Genomic DNA, 20,202 nt, shown 5'->3' on the forward strand with positions numbered 1-20,202 from the left:
AGAAATGAATAATTCGGTATATGTACGTTTGGGGTTTGAATTCGAAAAGATTGTTTCTCAAATATTTGAGAAACATGGGTTTTCGATTACTATAGCAGATTTAAATTGCGACCAAGATTATGATATTGCAGCAGATGGGGTAAACAACAAATTAGCTATAGAAGTAAAGATAAGTAGAAATATTAATATCTCAAGACAGATATTATTGAAAGCTTCTCAAAGATTGGCAATGACGGCAGTAAGGGCTGGTAGAATTCCTGTTCTAGTTGCTGGTGGGGTGGTGTCAAAGTACTTACGAAACGAATTAGAAAACATAAAGGATTTTGTTGTATGTGATATACAAAATTTACTTTACTTGGTTAAAGATGATGAAATCCTCAGAAGTAGGTTAGTAGCTATATTAAGCTTTTCAATAGATGATTTAGAAGCTGTCAAACCAGATAAAATACTTGCTTACACTGTGCCAATAAAAAATAAGTCAGCGACTTTAGTTAGGCAGTTGACAAATAAATTAAAAGTTTGGAAACCAGAAGATGGAGATAGTGCTGGATATGAAATATTGTGCACAGAAGTTTTGCAAATTCTTTTCTCAGAAGATTTGAGCCTATGGAAAACTCAACAGAAATCGAATAGTGATTTGTTTAGATTTGATTTAATATGCAAGGTTAAGGACAATAACGAAAAAGAATTTTGGAACATGGTTGAAAAGTATTTTCAAAGTAAATATATTATTTTCAAATTTAAGAATTATACGAACGAAATTACACAAAAAGAAATATTTACCACAGAGAAATATCTATATTCAAAAGCACTAAGGAGGGTAGCTATTGTAATATCTACAAAAGGAACAGATAAAAATGCCGATAAAGCTATAAGGGGGATCCTTAGAGAGGAAGGGAAATTGATCATTAGTTTATCCAATGAAGAATTAATTCAGATGTTAATGCTTAGAGAAAATAATGATATTCCATCCGACTATTTAAGCAATAAGTTAGATCAACTCTTGATAGATTTAGAAAAATAATTTTTTGCAGAGTAATAACCTGAATATAAGCACTTTATATGCTTACATTTGAATATCATGTAGAGGTTTTTTGATGTACGTCTCAAACAATCATGGGAGGAGGATTAGATGTTTAAAAAGAAGCCAAAGTTTCCACTTCCAGATTTGGGAGGTAGGTCACTGGGAGAAATGATACTGGAAATTGAAAAAAGAGGGTTAATGGGACATTTTAAGGAGAGTTTTTTGTTTTCCTCTTTTAATCCAAAAGGAGAAGGAATAAGTGTTACAAGAGACTATTGGATTATGGCTGGAATAGATCCGGCTTCTTCATATAAGCATTATTTAGAAACGGAAAAGAAAATTATAAGTTCAGTTGATGAATCGCTGGCTTATCTAAAGAAAGTTATCGATTCATTAACTTTGAAAATACATGGACTTGTTAAATCGACTAACAGTGATTATTTTCTAAGAAAATTAATTGCTTTGTTTAATGTGACGTATGATATATATATCAGGGATCGACAGTCCAGAGAAATATTGGTAGAAAAAAACTGGAATTCTCCTCATAATACTTATGAAAGAAATAGAAACATTACTTTGACTATTTTGAACGGGTTAAATCTAATAATTGAAAATAGTATTCTGTTTCAGAATGATGAAGATAATGATGAAAATAAAGATAAGGATTGTTTCGATAAATTAGTTGATGTTGATTTATTAGTTGATATATATTTATACGCCTTGGCTTCACAGTACTATACGCTATTAAATGTGAGCAAAAACAGTAAAAATTATAAATATTGTTCTGGAATTATAATATCACCGGACGAAGATATTCCGATTGAAGGAATAATTACTCATCCGTTGGTTTATACAAATACAATGCTATCTGGAAATATTGATGCTCTATTGCCAAATGATGAACAAGAATATTTGAAATCAGCTAATTCTTCAGAGATCGGAAAAGGGTTTAAAGAACTTTATGGTATTGAATTTTTAGAAATGATGAACTGTGTATATTCCTTAAAAAGAAATTTATGCGAAAAAGATAAAAAACTAGCTATAACTATTTCTGAAACGCAATTGAAAAATTATCTATTGCATTGGTATCCCAATGTAAATATAAAGGCATTCTTGAAATATTTTGTGATGGATAAAAGAATGCTCGAACCTTATGTTACAGAAAAAGAACCTTTCATATATAAAATGGGATCTAATAAAAATAGACTAGAGATACGTCCCATTATAAAACTCGAAAATGGGTCAATATACACATCATACGCGTTGCTAGATAGGGCGATGAATTTGTGGTACTCATATATTATAAATGGAGGTAGACCGTATACAGGTGTTGAACCGGGGAAAGGTGATACCTTAATCGATGGTTGTAGTAGACACGAGAAGGAGTTAGGAGATCAAACGGTTAATATTTTATTTGCTTTACTAGAAAAGAATTTTCCAGAGGCAGCATTCAAAGATACAGATGTAAAATATGATAAAATATTCGGAAAACGTGATGAGGATTATGGAGATTTCGATATAATTTATTATGTTGGAAATGAACTTTATTTAATTGAGTCGAAATATTTCTCTGATTCGTATACAGGCAATACTATTATAGGTGATTATAATAAGTTGTTTGCACAAAAGAATAATTATTATAAACACTGTCGAGGAAGGTATGATTTAGTTATAAGTAAACCAAATGTGTTTAAAGAATACATAGGAGCAACGGGAGATATAAATGTTCATTTTCTTTTTGTGTCATCGAAAGCTCTTGAAGTAGAATTTCAGGATGAGGATAAGATAGTAACAATCCTTAGTATAGCTAATTTTGAAAGATATTTAAATGGGAAGTTGCTGTATGAAGATGGAGCTGTTTTAAGGCCAACGTATAAACTATAAAATTTTATTAATTAGATGCTGCTATGAGTGATGCATATTCCGTTAATTCAAGACACCTCGACCGGCGAAGTTGAACAGCGTCGCCGCTGAAACTGAACACCTTCGCCGCGCAGGTTGAACAGTGTCTCCGCGATGGTTGTACATTGAAGTCAGTGGGTTCCAATGGTATCATAAAAATGCTTTTAGCCGTAACGGAGGACAGTGCAACGCTGAGGAGCGACACGAGCGCCGTATACGGGGTTGAGCGGGAAGAGTGATGCCATGCGTCCACACGCTGGGGTTACTCTTCTTTTTTTGCATTTATACATAAGCGACCACTCTTCCCGGAAAACCTTAATGCGTTAAACCTCGGGTTCGGGCAGAGCCCGATGAGCCGAAGGCTCCTTTGCTAATTATCCGAAATGCCTTTGCGTTTCCGCATGGAGTCCTTGCAGTCGATCACAATTGTGTAGGAATCGTGGACGATGCGGTCGCAGATAGCATCAGCAAGAATAGGGTCGCCGAGCTTTTCGCGCCAGCCCGGGACGTCAAACTGCGAACAGAATATGGTGGAAGCCTTTTTGTACCGGGCCTCAATAATCTCGAGCAGATCTCGGGACTCCGTATCCTTCAGCGGGGAGAGTAGCCATTCGTCAATGATCAGCAGCGAATATTTCTTGTATTGAGCCATGACCTTGCGGATCGTGCCGCTTCCGCGGGCGATGGAAAGATCCACGAGAAACTCAGGCAGACGGATGTATTTCACAGTGAGATAATTGCGAACCGCGGCCATGCCCAGAGCGCAGGCAAGATAGGTCTTGCCGCTGCCCGTAGCGCCGAGCAGCGTGACATTGTGATGTTCGGCTATGTAATTGCAGCTGGAAAGCCTCGCAATCTGATTCTTGTCCAGGTTCCGGTCTGGATGGTATTCAATATCTTCCACGCAGGCACCGGGCTCGGAAAAACCGGCCTGTTTTACCAGCTTTTTCAGATGATTGCTTTTTCTGGCGCACCATTCCTTATCCACGGTCAGGCCGAAGCGGTCTTCAAAGGACATACTCTGGAACTGTGAGTCGGTCAGCTGCTCTTTGAAGGCGGAAGCCATGATGCTGAGGTGCATTTCCCGGAGCTTGTTTGCGGTATTTTCCGTCAGCATCACTTTTCCCTCCCACCGTAGTAATCCGCACCGCGGGTAAACCCGTACTGCGAGGAGGAAGAAGGCTGCGCCGCGGAGTCGTCCGGAATTTTATCCTGCCCGGAGCTCAAAATGGTCTGGACGTTTTTCAAGGATGGCCGCGGTGTATATGACAGAGCCCTTTTGCAGGCGTTTTCAAGGCGTTCCGCCGAGTATTTATCTGCGAGTTTCAAAAGTCCCATACAGGCTTTGTAGCCCTGCTGTTCAACTTTAAAGCCCGCAAGGATGGCGCGGACAACAGTTTCTGTGTTGTGCCCGATCTTAGACGCCCATTTGGCGAAGCGCTCACCATTCCATTGCACGTATTGCTGGTGACTCGGAGGCATGTGGTCTTCAACGGTGCTGTACTGATTTGCTCTGCCGTAGAGCCTGGGGTGCGAGCAGATGCGGTTTCCGTCAAAGAAAATCTCCACGGTTCCCCTTGTAATGCGGGCGTCCACCTTCTGCTTGATGTATTCGTATGGAGTGGAGTAATTCATATTTTCAACAGAAATATGGTAGTTTGGCCCGACGGTCGCCACTTTCCACGTTGCCAACTCAAACGACCTCGGCGGCAAAGGCAGTAAAAACGGTTTTTCTTCTTCAAACGCCGACGCCCGGCTGCCGTCTCGCTTCTGAAAGGGTTTGTGATTAAAGGTCTCCAGCCGTTCGTGGATAGCTGTGTTAAGCTCCAGCAGAGACAGAAACTGTTCATTGCGGATAGCGGCCAGTATGAAGGTAGAGATTACGCCGACAGTGCCTTCCACCATTGCCTTATCCTTAGGCATGCGGACTCTTGCGGGGATGATCGCCGTACCGTAATGCTCGGCGAGCTCACGGTAGGTTTGATTCAGAGTAACCTCGCTGCGCCCGTGCCTGTCCACGCCAGTTTTCAGGTTGTCGCACTGAATGATCCTTGCTACGCTGCCGAAATACCTGTAGGCGTTGACATGAGCTGCCGTCCAGCATTCCTGATTCATTGAAAAAAATGCTTCCACATAGCTGTATCCGCTGAAAGGCAGTGTGGCTACAAAAACGTATGCCGGAATCGCTTCGCCTGTATCCGTATCTGTTACAGCTGCTGTATCTCCCGCCCAGTCTACCTGCATGATTTCGCCGGGCTTGTGGTTCAGGTGCATGGTGGCGTTCTTTTTTACCAGAAAGTCGTTGTAGTACTTGTTAAATTGGGTGGACTGGTACGGAATTTCTCCGACTGATCGGCAGGCGTCACAGTACTCCAACCACAGCAGATTCAGCGTGACGCCGTTTTTCTGGAGCTCCCGGTGAACATACTCGTAGTCCGGCATTTTGAAGGCAGGCTTTCCAGCGGCGGTGGGAAAAAGCAAATCGGCCAATTGCTTGTCCGACATGCTGTCGGGCAAAGGATATTGAAGTCTGTTCTCCTTTGCCAGCAGAAGCGTTTGGATGACTGTTGTTCTCGAACACCCGCATGCTTCGGCAATCTGGGTCTTGTTGAGTCCAAGGCTGTCCAACCTCAGAATCTCGCGGTATTTGGTCATTTACATGACCTCCTTTGTTGTATTCACGCGTTTGCGTGTAACAACATATTACCGCGTATTCAACCATGGCGTTCAACGGCGCCGGCGGCACTGTCCAACCTCGGCGGCGAGGGTGTTCAACTTGCGCGGTCGAGGTGTTCATTCTCGCGCGGAATATTCAAGTGAGGTGATGGATATGAAAATGTTGGATATAGATATGGACTTTTTCCAAATAGGGATACATTGTTTTGGAAAAGATTGCAATACTTTTTTGACAGATGAAAATATTACTGTATGGAAAGAAAAAGATATTATTGATTTCTTAGAGCAAAGATGCGGCTTAAGTAAGAGCAATAAAATTAAAGGAAGGATTGTAAAACATCATGTAGAGGCTTATTCTTATTGGAATGATTTGATAAATACAGGTGAAATCAAGATACCTTTTGAAGTTACACATATAGATGCACATTCCGATCTAGCATATTCTCATAGCGTTCCTTTTTATAAATTTATAAAGGATTTAAATAATGAGGAATTACAAGCACAATTAACTAAGGGGATAATTTTTAAAGGCAGAGAACAATTAATCGATAGTGGAAATTATTTATTGGTAGCAATTATTGTTGGGTGGGTGGATAAAGTCAAGTATGTTTTTCATCCAGCCTTAGATTACTTAGATGTTTTTGATTACATAGTGGAGAACATAGAGCCGAATAAGCTGTTTAGATTTAATTTTTGTAATTATATAAAAAAGAAAGATGTTTACTTAGAAATGATTTCATCACAATCATTTGGTAAAGAACATGATGAAAAATATGATTATGCTACAATTGCATTGTCCCCTGCCTTTGTAAAAAAAGAGATGAATGAAAAGTTAGATATTATAAGAGAATATATTGAAATTAATTGAATTGTATAAGTATGAGCAGGAAAGCATATTCAATGAGTTCACGCTCCAACAGATTGATTATCATATGATAAAAGTAAAAATAAAATTTGTAAAATAAATTTATTTGCGGGAGAGCTTGATATGTCGGGTTTAAATTGTGATAAATGTGGACGTAAATTACACTTGGATTATGGCGATAAAAAGATAAAACTAAAAGACGATAAAAAAATAGGATTTGCGAAAACACCATTATTAGTTTGTAGTGGTTGTAATTCAAGATACATTCCTTACGGTACAAAAGAAATAATTGATCAGATCTGTACAATAATACAAGAGGATACCAGTAAAGAAAAAAGTGGTAACATAGAAGTAATTGTAAAAGAAAACTGTGAAATTGAAAACCTAGAAGTAAGTGAATGGTACGATTTTGATAAAATCAAAGCTAGATTTTTTAATGAAAAATTTATGGCTGAAAAAGTAAAATTTCTATATGACAAAGATGATTATTACTTTATACCTGGTTTAATAAGACCATGGAGGACAGGCTTTTTAACTCCTGTGTTTTTTAATATTGAGGTGCTGTTAAAATATATCCATCATCCTGATTATGGATTGGACATTGGCGCAGATACCTTTGGCTATATCTATAAAGGAGATGAACACTTCATAACTTTTGGAATAAATGAAAATAACAGAGTTATTATGTGGTTGGGTGACATAAGTAATTTAGCGGTTGAAGAGCAATTTTATTTGCGCTCTGAAAATATTTCCTCGGATCATTCTATTGGGTCAGAATTTTATGAAGCCGAAATAGAAGTTACATGGGCGAATGCATCTGCTGAAAAAACGCTATTGAAAAAACGTCTTGAGTTTAATGAAAAAGTTCGTAGCCATTTTGCATTGTCTATTGCTCAACTGGATACGGAGACTCTTAGGGTTACAAAAAATATACATAAAATATTAATTAACACGAATAGTGCATTTAAAGATTTGATGATTCCTTTGAATGAGTTGCTTGTGGAATCAATAAATAATAAAGATATCCGTAAAAAAATAAAAGAAAAATATCCAGACCTAAAGGAAGAGATAAAGGATAAAAAAGGTATAAAATTATTGCAATTATGGCTTGAAAAAAATACAGATAATATTGATATAAGTATGGAAATAGCTCCTTTATTTGTCCTGTATGATTTAAGATTAGTATCGGCTCATTTATATTCAGATGAGTCAAGAGAAGATTTGTTAAATTCTTGTTGTCTACGTCTTGGTTTACAGAAAGAAGAACGCAATTATATTATTATTGCTAATACATTGATTGAGAAACTTACTACGATGTATATTAAGTTCAATCAATCCCTACGGCTAAAAGAAATGGAGGATATTAAAGAAAATGAAAGATAAGGTTTTATTTGTAACAGGAGTAATAAATACTGAATTATGGAATAAAGCCAGTTGGATGGGAACCGCAGTTTTGTCTGACCAAAAGTCAGCACCTTACTTAGGATTGTTATTTGAGAATAGAGAGGCTGCAATACAAATATTTGAACAGTGGAATAAGGACTTTGGACACAAAGACCTTTATGAAGAAATAAGAATAGCTGTAATTGAGGGGGATATTCCCGGTCAAGAATATGGCTATACAATTCATATAACAACGAATCAAGAGAATCTGATAGAAAAGTGTAGAAAGTTAAAATTATCAGAGATGCATACGCTTTTTGCAATAATCAGTCGTTTTAGAAGAATGCCTACGGATAGGAATAATCAAAATATGAAGAAGTTCAGAGAAGAAGTAGAAAGATTTTTGAGCTATAAAATTATTCCTGTATATATGAGTGATAATGGGCTTGAACCATTATTTGAATATGAAATCGAGAAGACGGAAATTTATTTCAGGAAAGTGAATGAAATATCAGATAATGATGTTGACATTGCATGTATAAAAAGTAATCAATAGTATGGATGGTATTATCAGTATATCTAAAATAATATTTGACTTATACTTACAGGAGGCACCCTTCAGTTATATATAAGTTTGTCCGAAATCTAAGCTTCATATTTTTATTTGGTTATTTTAAGAATTAAAGATACTATAAAATACTCCCTTACAATTTTATGATTGAAAGTGAGTATTTTTTTGTTGTACGTCTTGACACAAGCTAATGAAAAATATATGGGCGATGCATTACTGCAAAAGACCTATACCGTAGATTTTCTTAGCAAGAAACGAGTTAAAAACCAAGGAATTGTTCCACAATATTATATTGAGGATAACCATGAAGCAATTATCCCAAGAGAGCTTTTTTATAGGGCGCAGGAAGAAAAAGCAAGGCGAGCTGCCATATACAGACCATCCACCGAAAAGAAATCCAAGACAGAAAAAAGCAAATACAGTTCCAAATACTCTTTGTCGGATATTATGGTATGCGGAGAATGCGGCCAGCCTTACCGTAGGCAAACATGGTCAAAGTATGGTCAGAAAAGCGCCGTGTGGCGCTGTGACAACCGTTTGAAGAACGGAACAAAGAACTGCAAGCATTCCCCCACTTTAAAAGAACAGCCCCTGTATGAGGCGATTATGACCGCCATAAACAGCGTGGTTGAAAACCAAGGTGAATTCGTGGGAGCCTTCCGGGAAAATGTAATCAGAGTCATAGGAAGTTACTCCACCAGACATATCCCTTCTGAATATGATGAGCAAATAGAAAAACTGCAGGGTGAAATGCTTACCCTTATCGAAGAAAATGCAAAGCAGGGTTCTGTGAATGAAAATTCTGATGAGCAGTACCATAATATCGCCGAGCGGATAAGAGATTTAAAACTAAAAAAGCTTAAGCTGACACAGGAAAACAGGCTGGCTGAAACCTTTAGTCAGAGGATTAATGATGTGGATCATTGCCTCAAGGATAGCACTTGTACGGTAGGGGGATATGACGATGAACTGGTCAGACGGCTGCTGCAGAGTGTCAAAGTTATCAGTGAAGATAAGATAGAAATACAATTCAAATCAGGAATTGTGATGCAGCAAAGGGTAGCATATGATGAGTAAAATATAAGCAGGAGTTGGATACATTCCTTCTCCTGCTTATAATAAGCTGTTAAGACTAAAATCCTCAGTACTCTGAGGGTTTTATTGTTGGCAGATTATTAAAACGGTGTATATTTGAATTGACCATTTGAACATAAAGGTATATAATTGATATTGACAATGTTGTTGTCAACTCAGAACCTGGAGGAAAAGCAAATGGATGTTAATGAATTACTTGAGTATGCGATAATAGAGGCTGAAAAGATTATAATTGATGAAGTTTTTTTAGTGAAAGATCTATTTAAAGGATATGAATGGAATCGCATTCCTAGAAAAAACAGATTACTTCTTGGAACTTTGTTCTTAAATTATATTAATAAAGAAAAAACATTTATTATACCCATAGAAAAAACATCGTCTGGTCAACAGAAATATAAAAAAATAAAATAATCAATGTGCTGTACACAGTCAAATTTGTATAGTACGTAAAGGATGTGACAAATTGAAATTTGAAAAGATACCTGAACTAACTTTAATTGAAAAAACTATACCTATTAAAGCTATTTCAGAATTAGCTAAAATAGAAGGAAATAGTAAACGACCTATCTATTCAATTCACAAATGGTGGGCACGAAGATTAAGCTCGGTTGTAAGAGCGATTATTCTAGCAGCATTTTTGCCATATGATACTACCGAAGAAACATTTTGGAAAGCGTATTATCAATCTAATGATTTGAGCAAATTTACTGTTTTGGATACTTTTATGGGTGGAGGAACCTGCATTGTTGAATCAAAAAAAATGAAAGCTAAAGTTATTGGTGTAGATATAGATCCGTTGGCTTGCTTTGTAACCAAAAAAGAAATCGAGTCATATGAAGGAAGTAATCTAAATCAAGAGTATAATAGAGTTATTAAAAATGTAGAAAAAATTGTTGAGAAGTATTACCAAACCAAAGTCGAAAACGATTTTTTTGAAGTAATAAATTTTTTCTGGGCATACGATGTTGTATGCGAAAGATGTAATGAACATATTGTAGCACATCCACATTATTATTTAGCAAAAGATAAAAATAGTATTATAGCTTTTTGCAAGCACTGTGGAAAAATCGAAGAATTGCCTGCAAACAGAAAAAGATTTAAATGTAAAAACTGCAGTAAGATGACAGATATTTATCGTGGCTCCTTCAAAAGAGGAGTTTCTACGTGTAGTAAATGTGGTTCTTCAATTTCTGTCTCATCTAGTGTCAATGGAATTAGTGACTTAAAGCTTTTTGCTATTGAATATGTGTCTAATGGGAAAAGGTATTATAAATCTGCAGACGATTATGATTTAGACTTATATGCTAAGGCACAAAAAGAATATTTAAACCTTAATAGATTGCTAAAAATTCCACAAGACATTATTCCAACTAGTACAAGCGGAGATACAAGACCACAAAGTCATGGCTATCTTCAATATAAAGATTTATTTAATTATAGACAGTTGCTAACGCTAGGACTGCTATTAGATGAGATATTGAAGACAAATGATGACAACATACGTGAATGGTTATTATTATCATTTTCTGACTGCTTAGCATCAAACAATGTATTATGCTGTTATGCATATGATTATAAAAAACTTACTCCGTTGTTTGGAATACATGCATATACGGTACCTTCTAGAGTTGTCGAAAATAATGTTTTAGGGACCAGTACATTAGGTAGAGGAACTTTCAAAAAAACTTTTCAAAAAATGAAAAGAGGTAAGGAATATTGTCAAAAACCATACGAAGTTGAAATTGATGATAAACAAAAAAGAAAAAAGGTATTTACAGGAGAAATTATAAATGATAGCGTTGCAATATCTGTTGATGATTTCTATAATTTGAAAGGCAATACGTTAATTTTAAATCAAAGTTCAGAAAATTTACAGGAAATTAAAAATAATACAATAGATGTTATACTAACTGATCCACCATATTATGATAATTTGGCTTACTCCGAGTTATCAGCATTTTACTATGTTTGGATTAAAAAATATATAGGTTTTAAGCATGATAGTATATTGGATCATTCAATATTTGTAACAAGTGTAGAACAAAAAAGTTATGAAATTTATTTGCAACAGTTAACTAATGTATTTACACAATGCTATTCAAAACTCAAAAATGAAGGAATTATGATTTTTTCATTTCATCACAATAAAGTGGAAGCATGGACTTCTCTTGCGCAGGCAATTAAAAAAAGTTCGTTTAAAGTTACTAATGTTTTACCCATACGATCAGAAGGAAATAGTGCCTACCATTCTTCAGAAGAGTCCATAAAATGGGATTCCATTATAGTGTTAAGAAAAAATAGTAAAAATATTTTTATAGAAAATGATTCTTGGGAGAATAAAATTGAATATTGCTTCAATGAACTTCAAATGAAAAAATGTGATGTTTTAAGTTTCTACCGGTCTTTGAAGTTGAAAGATTATGTAAATACATGTTTTAAAGAAGATATGACTAAAGATATCAATGAGTTTTTTGATGAGCATCAAAAAGAAATTTTGGATGTTTTTAGAGCTAGGGAGGATAATAATGCCACAGATAAGTAAACAAACGCTTTCACAATTTTTGAAAACAGAATGTTATAGGCAATTAAAATTTATTTTGTCACCTCATGATAATAAGAAATACGCGCAAGAACGGTTAGACTATAATATTCCACCAAGACAAGAGCCAAGACCTGGTATGGCGCTTGTTACACGAGCTGGGGTTGAATGGGAAAAAGAAAAATATGCAGAAGTACAAGAATTTTTTAATGATTTCACTATTATAGGGAATGCAGACGAAAATGGCGGATTTAAAACTATACAACTTTTAGATACAATAGCTGCTATTGAAAAAGAATCTTTTATAATGCAACCAGAATATAAAATAGAAGAGTCTTCTATTTTTGAAAATCTATATGGTATTAAAGATTTAAGAAAATTAGTGAGTAACAATACTTTAGAACTAAGTAAGCTGCGTCCAGATATTATACAAGTATTATCGCCTAAAACATATGACCACTATGTAGCTCCGAATGGAAAATATGTACTTATCGATGGTGAAAGCAAATTAATACAGTTGAAAATTATTGACATAAAACATACGTCAGAGCCTTCTATTTCGCATTTTAGTGAATTAGCATATTATATGATAACTTTGTCATGCTGGATAAAAGATCACCACTTGGATGATAAACTTCAAGTGGTATCTGGTGCAGTCTGGCCCGGATCACACGATGCTTCTACTATAAGAAAAAAAGTCGCAGAATATAGGAAACAAGGTTGCGATATTACTAATAGTGATCTCGTATCTTGGCTAAATGATGATTTGATTGAAATTCCATTTGAGGTTTTTATATCTAAAATTATAAAGTTTTTTAAAAAAGATTTAGTATATGTACTACAAAATAATTGGGAGCAGATGGATTATCATGTTAACTCGTCTTGCAAACATTGCGATTATTTGGGGTATCCATGGAAAAATGGAAAAGGTGAATTCACTTATCATGAAAATCATTGCATGCAATTAGCATTACAAGAAGATCATTTATCTAGAATTGCTGATATGTCAAAAGCTGCAAAACTATCTCTAATTAATCAACATATAGTTTCTGGAGCTAATTTGTCTATACTTAATGAAGATAACAAGGTATTTGAAAATCACCAGACATTGAAATCTAAAAGAATTTTATATCCTCAACGCGCATTATCTTTAATTGGTAATAAGGCAATTGTTCCAGAAAATGTAGGAACATCTTCAGTTATGCCTAAATGGTCAGATTTAAGTATTTTTATAACCGTGGATTTTGATATAACGAGTGCCATAACAGCTTGTATTGGGGTAAAAGCAGTATGGGTTAATACAAAGGACAAGAAAGAATTGGTTTTTTGGCCGCCTAAAGATCAAAAAACAATGGCGTATATGGTAGATTCAAAAGATATTGATGTTGAAAAAAGAGTACTTATAAAATTTTTGGAATTTTTACAAAAAATAATTGATGATGTAAAAAAGCTAGATGCTGACTCTACTTATCAAATCTATATTTGGGATAGTATCCAATACGAGCACATAAAAAGAGTGATAAGCCGGAACCTTGAAGCGATAATACAACATTCTAAAATTAGAGATTTAGTATGGCTGTTTCCATCTGAAGAAACAATGGGAAATCCCGATATACAACGACAATCACCAATAACAGTTGTAAAAGATTGTATCGGGAGCCTTACGGCGCTTCCCATTCCACATTACTATTCATTACTTGAAACAGCTCGTACTTATGGGAATCCTCAATTTAGAAATATGTTTAATGTGCATCCGCTGTTTGAAGATGCTTTAAGTGATCAAATACCATCAGAAAGAATTCATGAGATTTGGAGTAAAATTAACGAGCCATATCTTAATTGGACCACTCAATTAGGAATTTTAACAGAGACAGTTGGAAAGCGAGTCAATGCTTTGCACTCGGTAACGCAAACACTTCAAAAGGACATAAGACCTATGTTGATAGAAATTGCTCCGAAAATATCAAAATCACTTTTACCTACTAAACAAGGCAAAATGTGTTATCCTAGCGAACTCTTATTTATGTTTTCCAAGCTAGATGCAAAATTGGATGAATTGGACATCCTTGCTAAAAGGTCGCTTCCTATATATGAACGTGAAGCAAAATTTGACAGTGCTATACTAACAGAGCGGATTGAAGAAAAATATGATATTCTAAAACAATATAAAATCAGAAATGATGAGTATACTTATATGTACAAATTATCAAGAAACTCTACTGATGTTCGGATTAAAGAAGGTGATTTTTCTGTAGCATTATCGCCAAATTGTGATGCCACATTCTTAAATAGAAAAATTTGCACGGTGCTTTTTAATGTTAATGATAAAATTAAATTCTTAACATTACAATATATTCTTAAGGTTACTGTTTTGAAAATTGATAGAGAAAATAAGATTATTGTTATTAGAACGAATTCTTTTAGAGACGCTGATAACAATAACTGTGATCCAATAAAAGCCTTAGAGAATGCAGGGATATCTTTTAAAAGCAATATTTCATTGGACCCAGTTTCTAGTGATTATTTTACGAAAAAATTAAAAGAGGCTTTACAAGATATTGGTAATCCTCAAATTACTGATACTAGTGTAGATGAAGTAACACAAATTAAGCAGACAGGATTGACTAATTTACGTCCAAGAAAGACTCCAATAACACCAGCTTCTAAAATTTTGTGGGACATGGATTCTTATAAGAAAATACCTAATGTTTTAATGAAAAATATGGATGATTCACAGATAAATAATCTCCTTGTGCAGGCTAATGCTGATTTGGAAAAAGAAAATCTATCCTTGAATCCCAGCCAAGAACAAGCTTGGAGACAAGCACTTACTAAAAGTATAAGCATCATTTGGGGTCCTCCGGGTACTGGGAAGAGCAAAACACTTGTATCACTAATTCAATCAGCTATAACAATTTCAAAAATTAAAAGGGAACCCTTAAGAATTCTAATAACATCGTTTACATATAATGCAATCGATAACGTGTTATTTGATGTAGCAGATAAAGTAAATTTAGATACGGTATTAACAGTGAGACTTTGTTCAGAAAGCAAGGTCAATCCGTCATGTCCAAAAGCTATAACACAAATCTGTACATCATCAAAAGCAGAAGTAGAAGCGTTGAAAAAGAGTTTGTCTGAAAACACAGGAATTACAATTGTAGGAGCTCCAGCACAACAAATTCACAAATTATTAACAGACAATAGTGTTTATGGACACAAAGAGTATTTTGATTTAATAATTATTGATGAAGCATCACAAATGAATGTAGCAAATGCAATTTTAGCATTCTGTGCTCTTGCCATGGAAGGATCATTGGTTTTAGCTGGTGATGGATTACAGTTACCTCCAATTCATAAGGCAGAAATACCATTGGGCTGTGAAAATAAAGTTGGATCAATTTATGATTATTATGAAAAAAATCATGGTATTGTTGCAACAATGTTGGAAGTCAATTATCGTTCCAATCAAGAAATTGTAAATTTTATAAAAGAAGCTGGATACAAAACAAATTTAATAAGTTATTCTACAGATTTGGAAATAAGGGTTAGTAATGAAAAAATAGATGACTTAGAATTACCTAAAGAATTGTATAAATGTGATGCATGGAATGAACTTATTGATCCTCGAAAGAAGATCTGTTGCTTTACATATCCTGATGGAATGAGTAGCCAATGGAACGAATTTGAAGTGGATTCTGTGGCTACAATCTGTGCTTATCTTAAAGGAAGCCTGTATTCTCAACTAAATTACGAGAAAGATGTAACAGGTAATAACAAAGCACTAAATGACAAATTATATGATGACTTCGAATTTTGGACTAAAGGGATTGGTATTGTTACTCCTCACAGGGCGCAACAAAGTAAAATTGCTAGCAAATTAGATCTTTTGTTTGCAGGTGGAGATCCTGTCTTGCAAGAAAGTATTCGAAACTGTGTTGATACTGTCGAAAGGTTTCAAGGCCAACAAAGAGATATTATTATAGTTTCATTTGCGCTTGGTGATGTAGACATGATTGGTAATGAAGAAGAATTCATTATGAATTTGAATAGATTTAATGTTATGATATCAAGAGCCAGAGCAAAAGTTATTGTTTTATTATCAGAAGAATTATCCTACTATTTGGCAAGTGATATTGATGTCTTAAATGAATCTAAGCTTTTGAGCAAGTTTGCAAATACTTATTGTGACAACCGAATAAATTTATCGCTTGGTTACATAAGTGATGGCAAACTAAAAGAAATTAATGGGACATTAAAATATATGTAGCAAATATTTGCTATACTATTAAAGGAAGGTGTATTAATGGAATACGATTATAAAAGTAAATTATGCACTTTACGGATGCGTAATTCAACGGTAAATAGAAGCTCAATAGTTGATGAGTTCTATAGTGATAGATCTAGAATAATATATAGTTCTTCTTTTAGGAGACTACAACAAAAGGCGCAAGTGTTTTCGCTTGAGCCTAATTCAAGTGTTAGAACTAGATTAACCCACTCGATAGAGGTATCTGATTTAGGACGAACGCTTGCAAATAAAATAGGTTATAAATTATATGAAGCTAAGATTATTGAAGAGAGTATGGTACCCATGATAGTAGCAGTTGTAGAAAATGCTTGTCTGTTACATGACATTGGGAATCCTCCTTTTGGCCATTTTGGAGAAGCGGCAATTCAAGAGTGGGCAAGGACTTATTTAGGAGAATTGGCTGATAAAGCGCAAGTTCAAACTAACGATCTATTTAATCTGCTAATTAGTGATTTTCGTGAATTTGATGGAAATCCACAAGGATTCAGGATAATATCAAAATTACATTGTGAACAAGATGAGCATAGTTTAAATTTAACTTATGCGACTTTATTATGTGGCTTGAAATATTCACGTGCTTCTGGTGAAGAAAAAGGAGCTGGAATATTTAAAAAAGCTGGCTATTTTCAATCTGAAAAGGAACATGTTGAAAAAATTTATAAAGATATGGGTATGGAAAAGCATCATAGATATCCATTAACATATATAATGGAAGCTGCTGATGATATAGCATATTGCCTTAGCGATATATCTGATGGTATTGAAAAAAGAATTATTACTTCTAATGATTTTTTAAATGAATTTAAAAAAATTTGGAAAGAAGAATACAAAGGTATACCTTGTCCTGTGGACATACCAGAAAGTATTTCTAACTTTAGCATGGATGTTTCTGTGAAATGGTCGAGAAAGATTATTAACGAAGCTGCAGATAATTATATTGAAAATCATGATTTGTTTTATAATGGAAAGGCTTATCAGTTAATTCCAGAAGATGGATTAGGACGAGTCTTGGAAATCATTAAACAAGTATCACGTAAGTTACTATATAAGTCAGATGAAGCAGAAAATATAGAGTTGACAGGATATGCAGTTATTACAGGGTTGCTAAATCATTTTAGTAGATTATTGTCATTAAAATTAGAGGATTTTACCAGTTTAATAAATGATAATAAAGCACAGAGTGGAAACACACTAGATCTCGAAAAACGTCTTTTTAATCGTTTAGGAGAGAGATATGTAAAAAGTTATATTTATGAGACACGAAAATTAGACCGAACAGATCCGGAATTTGTAGTTAAAGAATGGTGGTTAAGAACTCATTTGATTATTGATCACATAAATGGGATGACAGATGATTTTGCATTAGATACATATCAGATGCTTACAGGAATTAAAACAAATGTTTATTAAATTTAGATGCAATAAGCTTGGTACAAAAGTGTCAAGAACAGCTTTTTTATATATTATTGACTAATTTATATAGAAAAGCATTAACTATCAAAAAAATGAGATATTAAAAGATATATTACCGTAAATTTATAGGAATGGAGGGGCGTTAATGGAATATTTAACTGAGAGTAAAATTTATGAAAATATAAAACTTACTTTGGAGAAAGCACAGCAGAAAGTATATTCTACTGTTAATTTTGTAATGGTAGAAACTTATTGGAACATTGGTAAACAGATATGTGAAGCACAAGGTGAAAATGAACGTGCGGAGTATGGAAAAGGTCTATTAAAATTTTTATCAGAAAAATTAACTGTGGAATTTGGCAAAGGATATACTGTTACGAATTTAAAATATATGCGTCAATTTTATAATGCTTTTCCAAAACGTCACGCACTGCGTGACCAATTGAGTTGGACACATTATAGAATGCTTTTAAAGGTTGAAAATGATGCAGCTCGAATGTTCTATTTAGACGAATGCGCAAAATCAAATTGGAGTACAAGGCAACTTGAGCGACAAATAAACAGCTTTTATTATCAGAGGTTGTTATCCAGCCAAAACAAAGATAGCGTACGAAATGAAATTCAAACACTGGAAAAAGGCATTGATGCCAAAGATATTATTCGGGATCCATATGTACTTGAATTTTTAGGATTAGATCAAACACCTAATCTTTATGAAAAAGATATTGAGCAAGGTTTAATTGATCATTTGCAAAAATTTTTATTGGAGCTTGGACGTGGATTTTCATTCGTGTCTAGGCAACAACATATTACCTTTGATGGAGAGCATTATTATATTGACCTTGTTTTTTATAATTATATTTTGAAATGCTTTGTCATTATTGATTTAAAAATCGGCAAGCTGACACATCAAGACATTGGTCAAATGCAGATGTATGTAAATTACTACACAAGAGAACTAATGAATGAGGGTGATAACCTCCCTATTGGTATTGTTCTCTGCGCTGACAAAAGTGACTCAGTTGTTAAATATACCTTGCCGGAAGATAACAATCAAATATTTGCATCGAAATATAAGTTATATATGCCGACAGAGGATGAACTGAAACGAGAACTTGCAAAAGAGCAAGAATTATTGGAAACCGAAAAACATCTGCAAGAGGAGGAGTAAAGTGTACATTGTTGTTTTACAAACTGCCACTCCTGCAGAAGCTAGTTGGTTAAGCAAATTCTTAGATTTTATAGATAAGCTTCCACTTACAGAATTGCTAGTTGGAGTTGTAGTTCCAATTCTAGCAGCATGGATATCCTATGCACTGGCTGAAAGAGCAACCAGACGAAAAGAATATAACAGGTTATTCATACAGATTGAGCTTGTGAAAAAAGAATTATTAAAAAATAATGACTCTATACTGAACTTTATATCTAAATATGAAGAAAAGGCTATATTGAAAAAAGAGTTAGAGTTCCCGCTGGTTTTTTGTAAAGAATTATTAGTTGAAGTGCTAAACAAGCTAGAAAAAGTTAAAACTGAGTATTTCTACTTTGATAATGATAAGCTATTTGAAAAGCCAAACTGTTTGTATATTTTGGCACAGAAGATAGAAAGTATCGATTCTACAATTGAAACTGAAGAACTTAAATTTTATGAAGATGAATATCTGGAAGCAAAACAAATAAATACAGTTTCAAAATTAAAAGATGAGAGAGAACAATATATAATCGAGTATGAAAAGAATCAAGAAAGAGATATTTATAAAGAATTCATACATATACAATCATTCATAGAGCGAAACTCATTTGAGAACTTATTTGAAAAAAGCGATATGACAGAAGAAAATTTTGAAATATTAAAATATATTTATAACGGCATAAAAGATTTTAATACGAAAGAAAACAAAGACAAATCAGATGTAGCGCTTTTGTATGAAAAGTTAGTTCTGTTTAAGATAAGTTCAGATGTTATCCAAGACGGTCAATTTGATCAAGATACTTTTAATTTGTATTATAAGGGTTTTGAAAAATATGAGGGTTTCGAAAAACAATTATATGATATGTGTGAAAAATATTATAAGCTAGTTGCCACAGATAGCTTTATTAAAAAATATGAATTTGATATGACTAGCACAAAATGGGATGACAATAGCGCAGAATTAGTTTTATTAAGCGATAGCGACTTATATATTTCTATAAGTGAATTATATGAAGAAGTAAATAAATTAGAAGACAGCTTTGTAGAAGTAAAGAGTGATAATCTTCAGGATTTCTATAATTATAGTAAGAGTATTACTCGAACCATATTAGAAATTATTTCAAAGTTAGAGAAACATCAATCTAAAATAGCAAAATGGTGTAAGTGATATTTGACTTCAAATACTCTCACGCCAAGGGGCTTCCAGCTTCAAACGACATCATTATCACC

Annotated in this window: 14 protein-coding genes; 12 read left to right on the forward strand and 2 right to left on the reverse strand. The window is 34.2% G+C overall.

Features of this window, described 5'->3' with window-relative positions; all coding sequences use genetic code 11:
• Positions 1-4 precede the first annotated feature (4 nt).
• Both CLNEO_RS05610 and CLNEO_RS05615 read left to right on the forward strand, forming a co-directional pair.
• On the forward strand, positions 5-1,024 hold the full coding sequence (locus CLNEO_RS05610; protein ID WP_066085671.1) for a hypothetical protein: 1,020 nt from the start codon (positions 5-7) through the stop codon (positions 1,022-1,024).
• 108 nt (positions 1,025-1,132) lie between these two features.
• A complete protein-coding gene (locus CLNEO_RS05615) occupies positions 1,133-2,908 on the forward strand; it encodes a hypothetical protein (RefSeq protein ID WP_066085673.1) in 1,776 nt (591 codons plus the stop codon).
• A 388-nt stretch (positions 2,909-3,296) separates the two neighbouring features.
• Here CLNEO_RS05615 and istB read toward each other — a convergent pair whose 3' ends face one another.
• Positions 3,297-4,043, reverse strand: a complete 747-nt coding sequence (istB, locus tag CLNEO_RS05620) for an IS21-like element helper ATPase IstB (protein WP_066085675.1) — start codon at positions 4,041-4,043, stop codon at positions 3,297-3,299.
• Positions 4,043-5,581, reverse strand: a complete 1,539-nt coding sequence (gene istA, locus CLNEO_RS05625; RefSeq protein ID WP_066085676.1) for an IS21 family transposase — start codon at positions 5,579-5,581, stop codon at positions 4,043-4,045. The genes istB and istA overlap by 1 nt, the downstream gene beginning before the upstream one ends.
• A 175-nt stretch (positions 5,582-5,756) precedes the next feature.
• On the opposite strand from istA, the gene CLNEO_RS05630 reads away from it, so the two are divergent.
• The 10 genes from CLNEO_RS05630 to CLNEO_RS05675 all read left to right on the forward strand — a co-directional run bounded on the left by CLNEO_RS05630 (position 5,757) and on the right by CLNEO_RS05675 (position 20,140).
• A complete protein-coding gene (locus tag CLNEO_RS05630) occupies positions 5,757-6,470 on the forward strand; it encodes a UPF0489 family protein (RefSeq protein ID WP_157723485.1) in 714 nt (237 codons plus the stop codon).
• A gap of 120 nt (positions 6,471-6,590) precedes the next feature.
• A complete protein-coding gene (locus CLNEO_RS05635; protein ID WP_066085679.1) occupies positions 6,591-7,850 on the forward strand; it encodes a hypothetical protein in 1,260 nt (419 codons plus the stop codon).
• Positions 7,840-8,406, forward strand: coding sequence for a hypothetical protein (locus CLNEO_RS05640; RefSeq protein WP_066085680.1), 567 nt, complete (start codon positions 7,840-7,842; stop codon positions 8,404-8,406). Before CLNEO_RS05635 ends, CLNEO_RS05640 begins: the two co-directional genes overlap by 11 nt.
• 192 nt (positions 8,407-8,598) lie before the next feature.
• Entirely contained in the window at positions 8,599-9,498 is a 900-nt protein-coding gene (locus tag CLNEO_RS05645; RefSeq protein WP_330382560.1) for a recombinase zinc beta ribbon domain-containing protein, read from the forward strand.
• Between the two features lie 195 nt (positions 9,499-9,693).
• Positions 9,694-9,927 (forward strand): DUF1413 domain-containing protein, encoded by a 234-nt coding sequence (locus CLNEO_RS05650; protein ID WP_066085682.1) that lies wholly within the window; start codon positions 9,694-9,696, stop codon positions 9,925-9,927.
• 52 nt (positions 9,928-9,979) lie between these two features.
• On the forward strand, positions 9,980-12,058 hold the full coding sequence (locus CLNEO_RS05655; protein WP_066085684.1) for a DNA methyltransferase: 2,079 nt from the start codon (positions 9,980-9,982) through the stop codon (positions 12,056-12,058).
• The gene (locus CLNEO_RS05660; protein WP_066085685.1) at positions 12,042-16,325 is read left to right on the forward strand and encodes a DEAD/DEAH box helicase; all 4,284 of its coding nucleotides are present in this window, start codon (positions 12,042-12,044) and stop codon (positions 16,323-16,325) included. The genes CLNEO_RS05655 and CLNEO_RS05660 overlap by 17 nt, the downstream gene beginning before the upstream one ends.
• A gap of 36 nt (positions 16,326-16,361) precedes the next feature.
• Positions 16,362-17,777 carry a dGTPase gene (dgt, locus tag CLNEO_RS05665; RefSeq protein ID WP_066085686.1) on the forward strand — a complete coding sequence of 472 codons (1,416 nt, stop codon included), beginning with the start codon at positions 16,362-16,364 and terminating at the stop codon, positions 17,775-17,777.
• A 148-nt stretch (positions 17,778-17,925) separates the two neighbouring features.
• Positions 17,926-18,951, forward strand: coding sequence for a PDDEXK nuclease domain-containing protein (locus CLNEO_RS05670; protein ID WP_066085687.1), 1,026 nt, complete (start codon positions 17,926-17,928; stop codon positions 18,949-18,951).
• A 1-nt stretch (position 18,952) separates the two neighbouring features.
• A complete protein-coding gene (locus CLNEO_RS05675; protein WP_066085688.1) occupies positions 18,953-20,140 on the forward strand; it encodes a hypothetical protein in 1,188 nt (395 codons plus the stop codon).
• Positions 20,141-20,202 lie beyond the last annotated feature (62 nt).

The sequence above is a fragment of the Anaerotignum neopropionicum genome, assembly GCF_001571775.1.
In the GTDB taxonomy this organism is placed as follows: Bacteria; Bacillota; Clostridia; order Lachnospirales; family Anaerotignaceae; genus Chakrabartyella; species Chakrabartyella neopropionicum.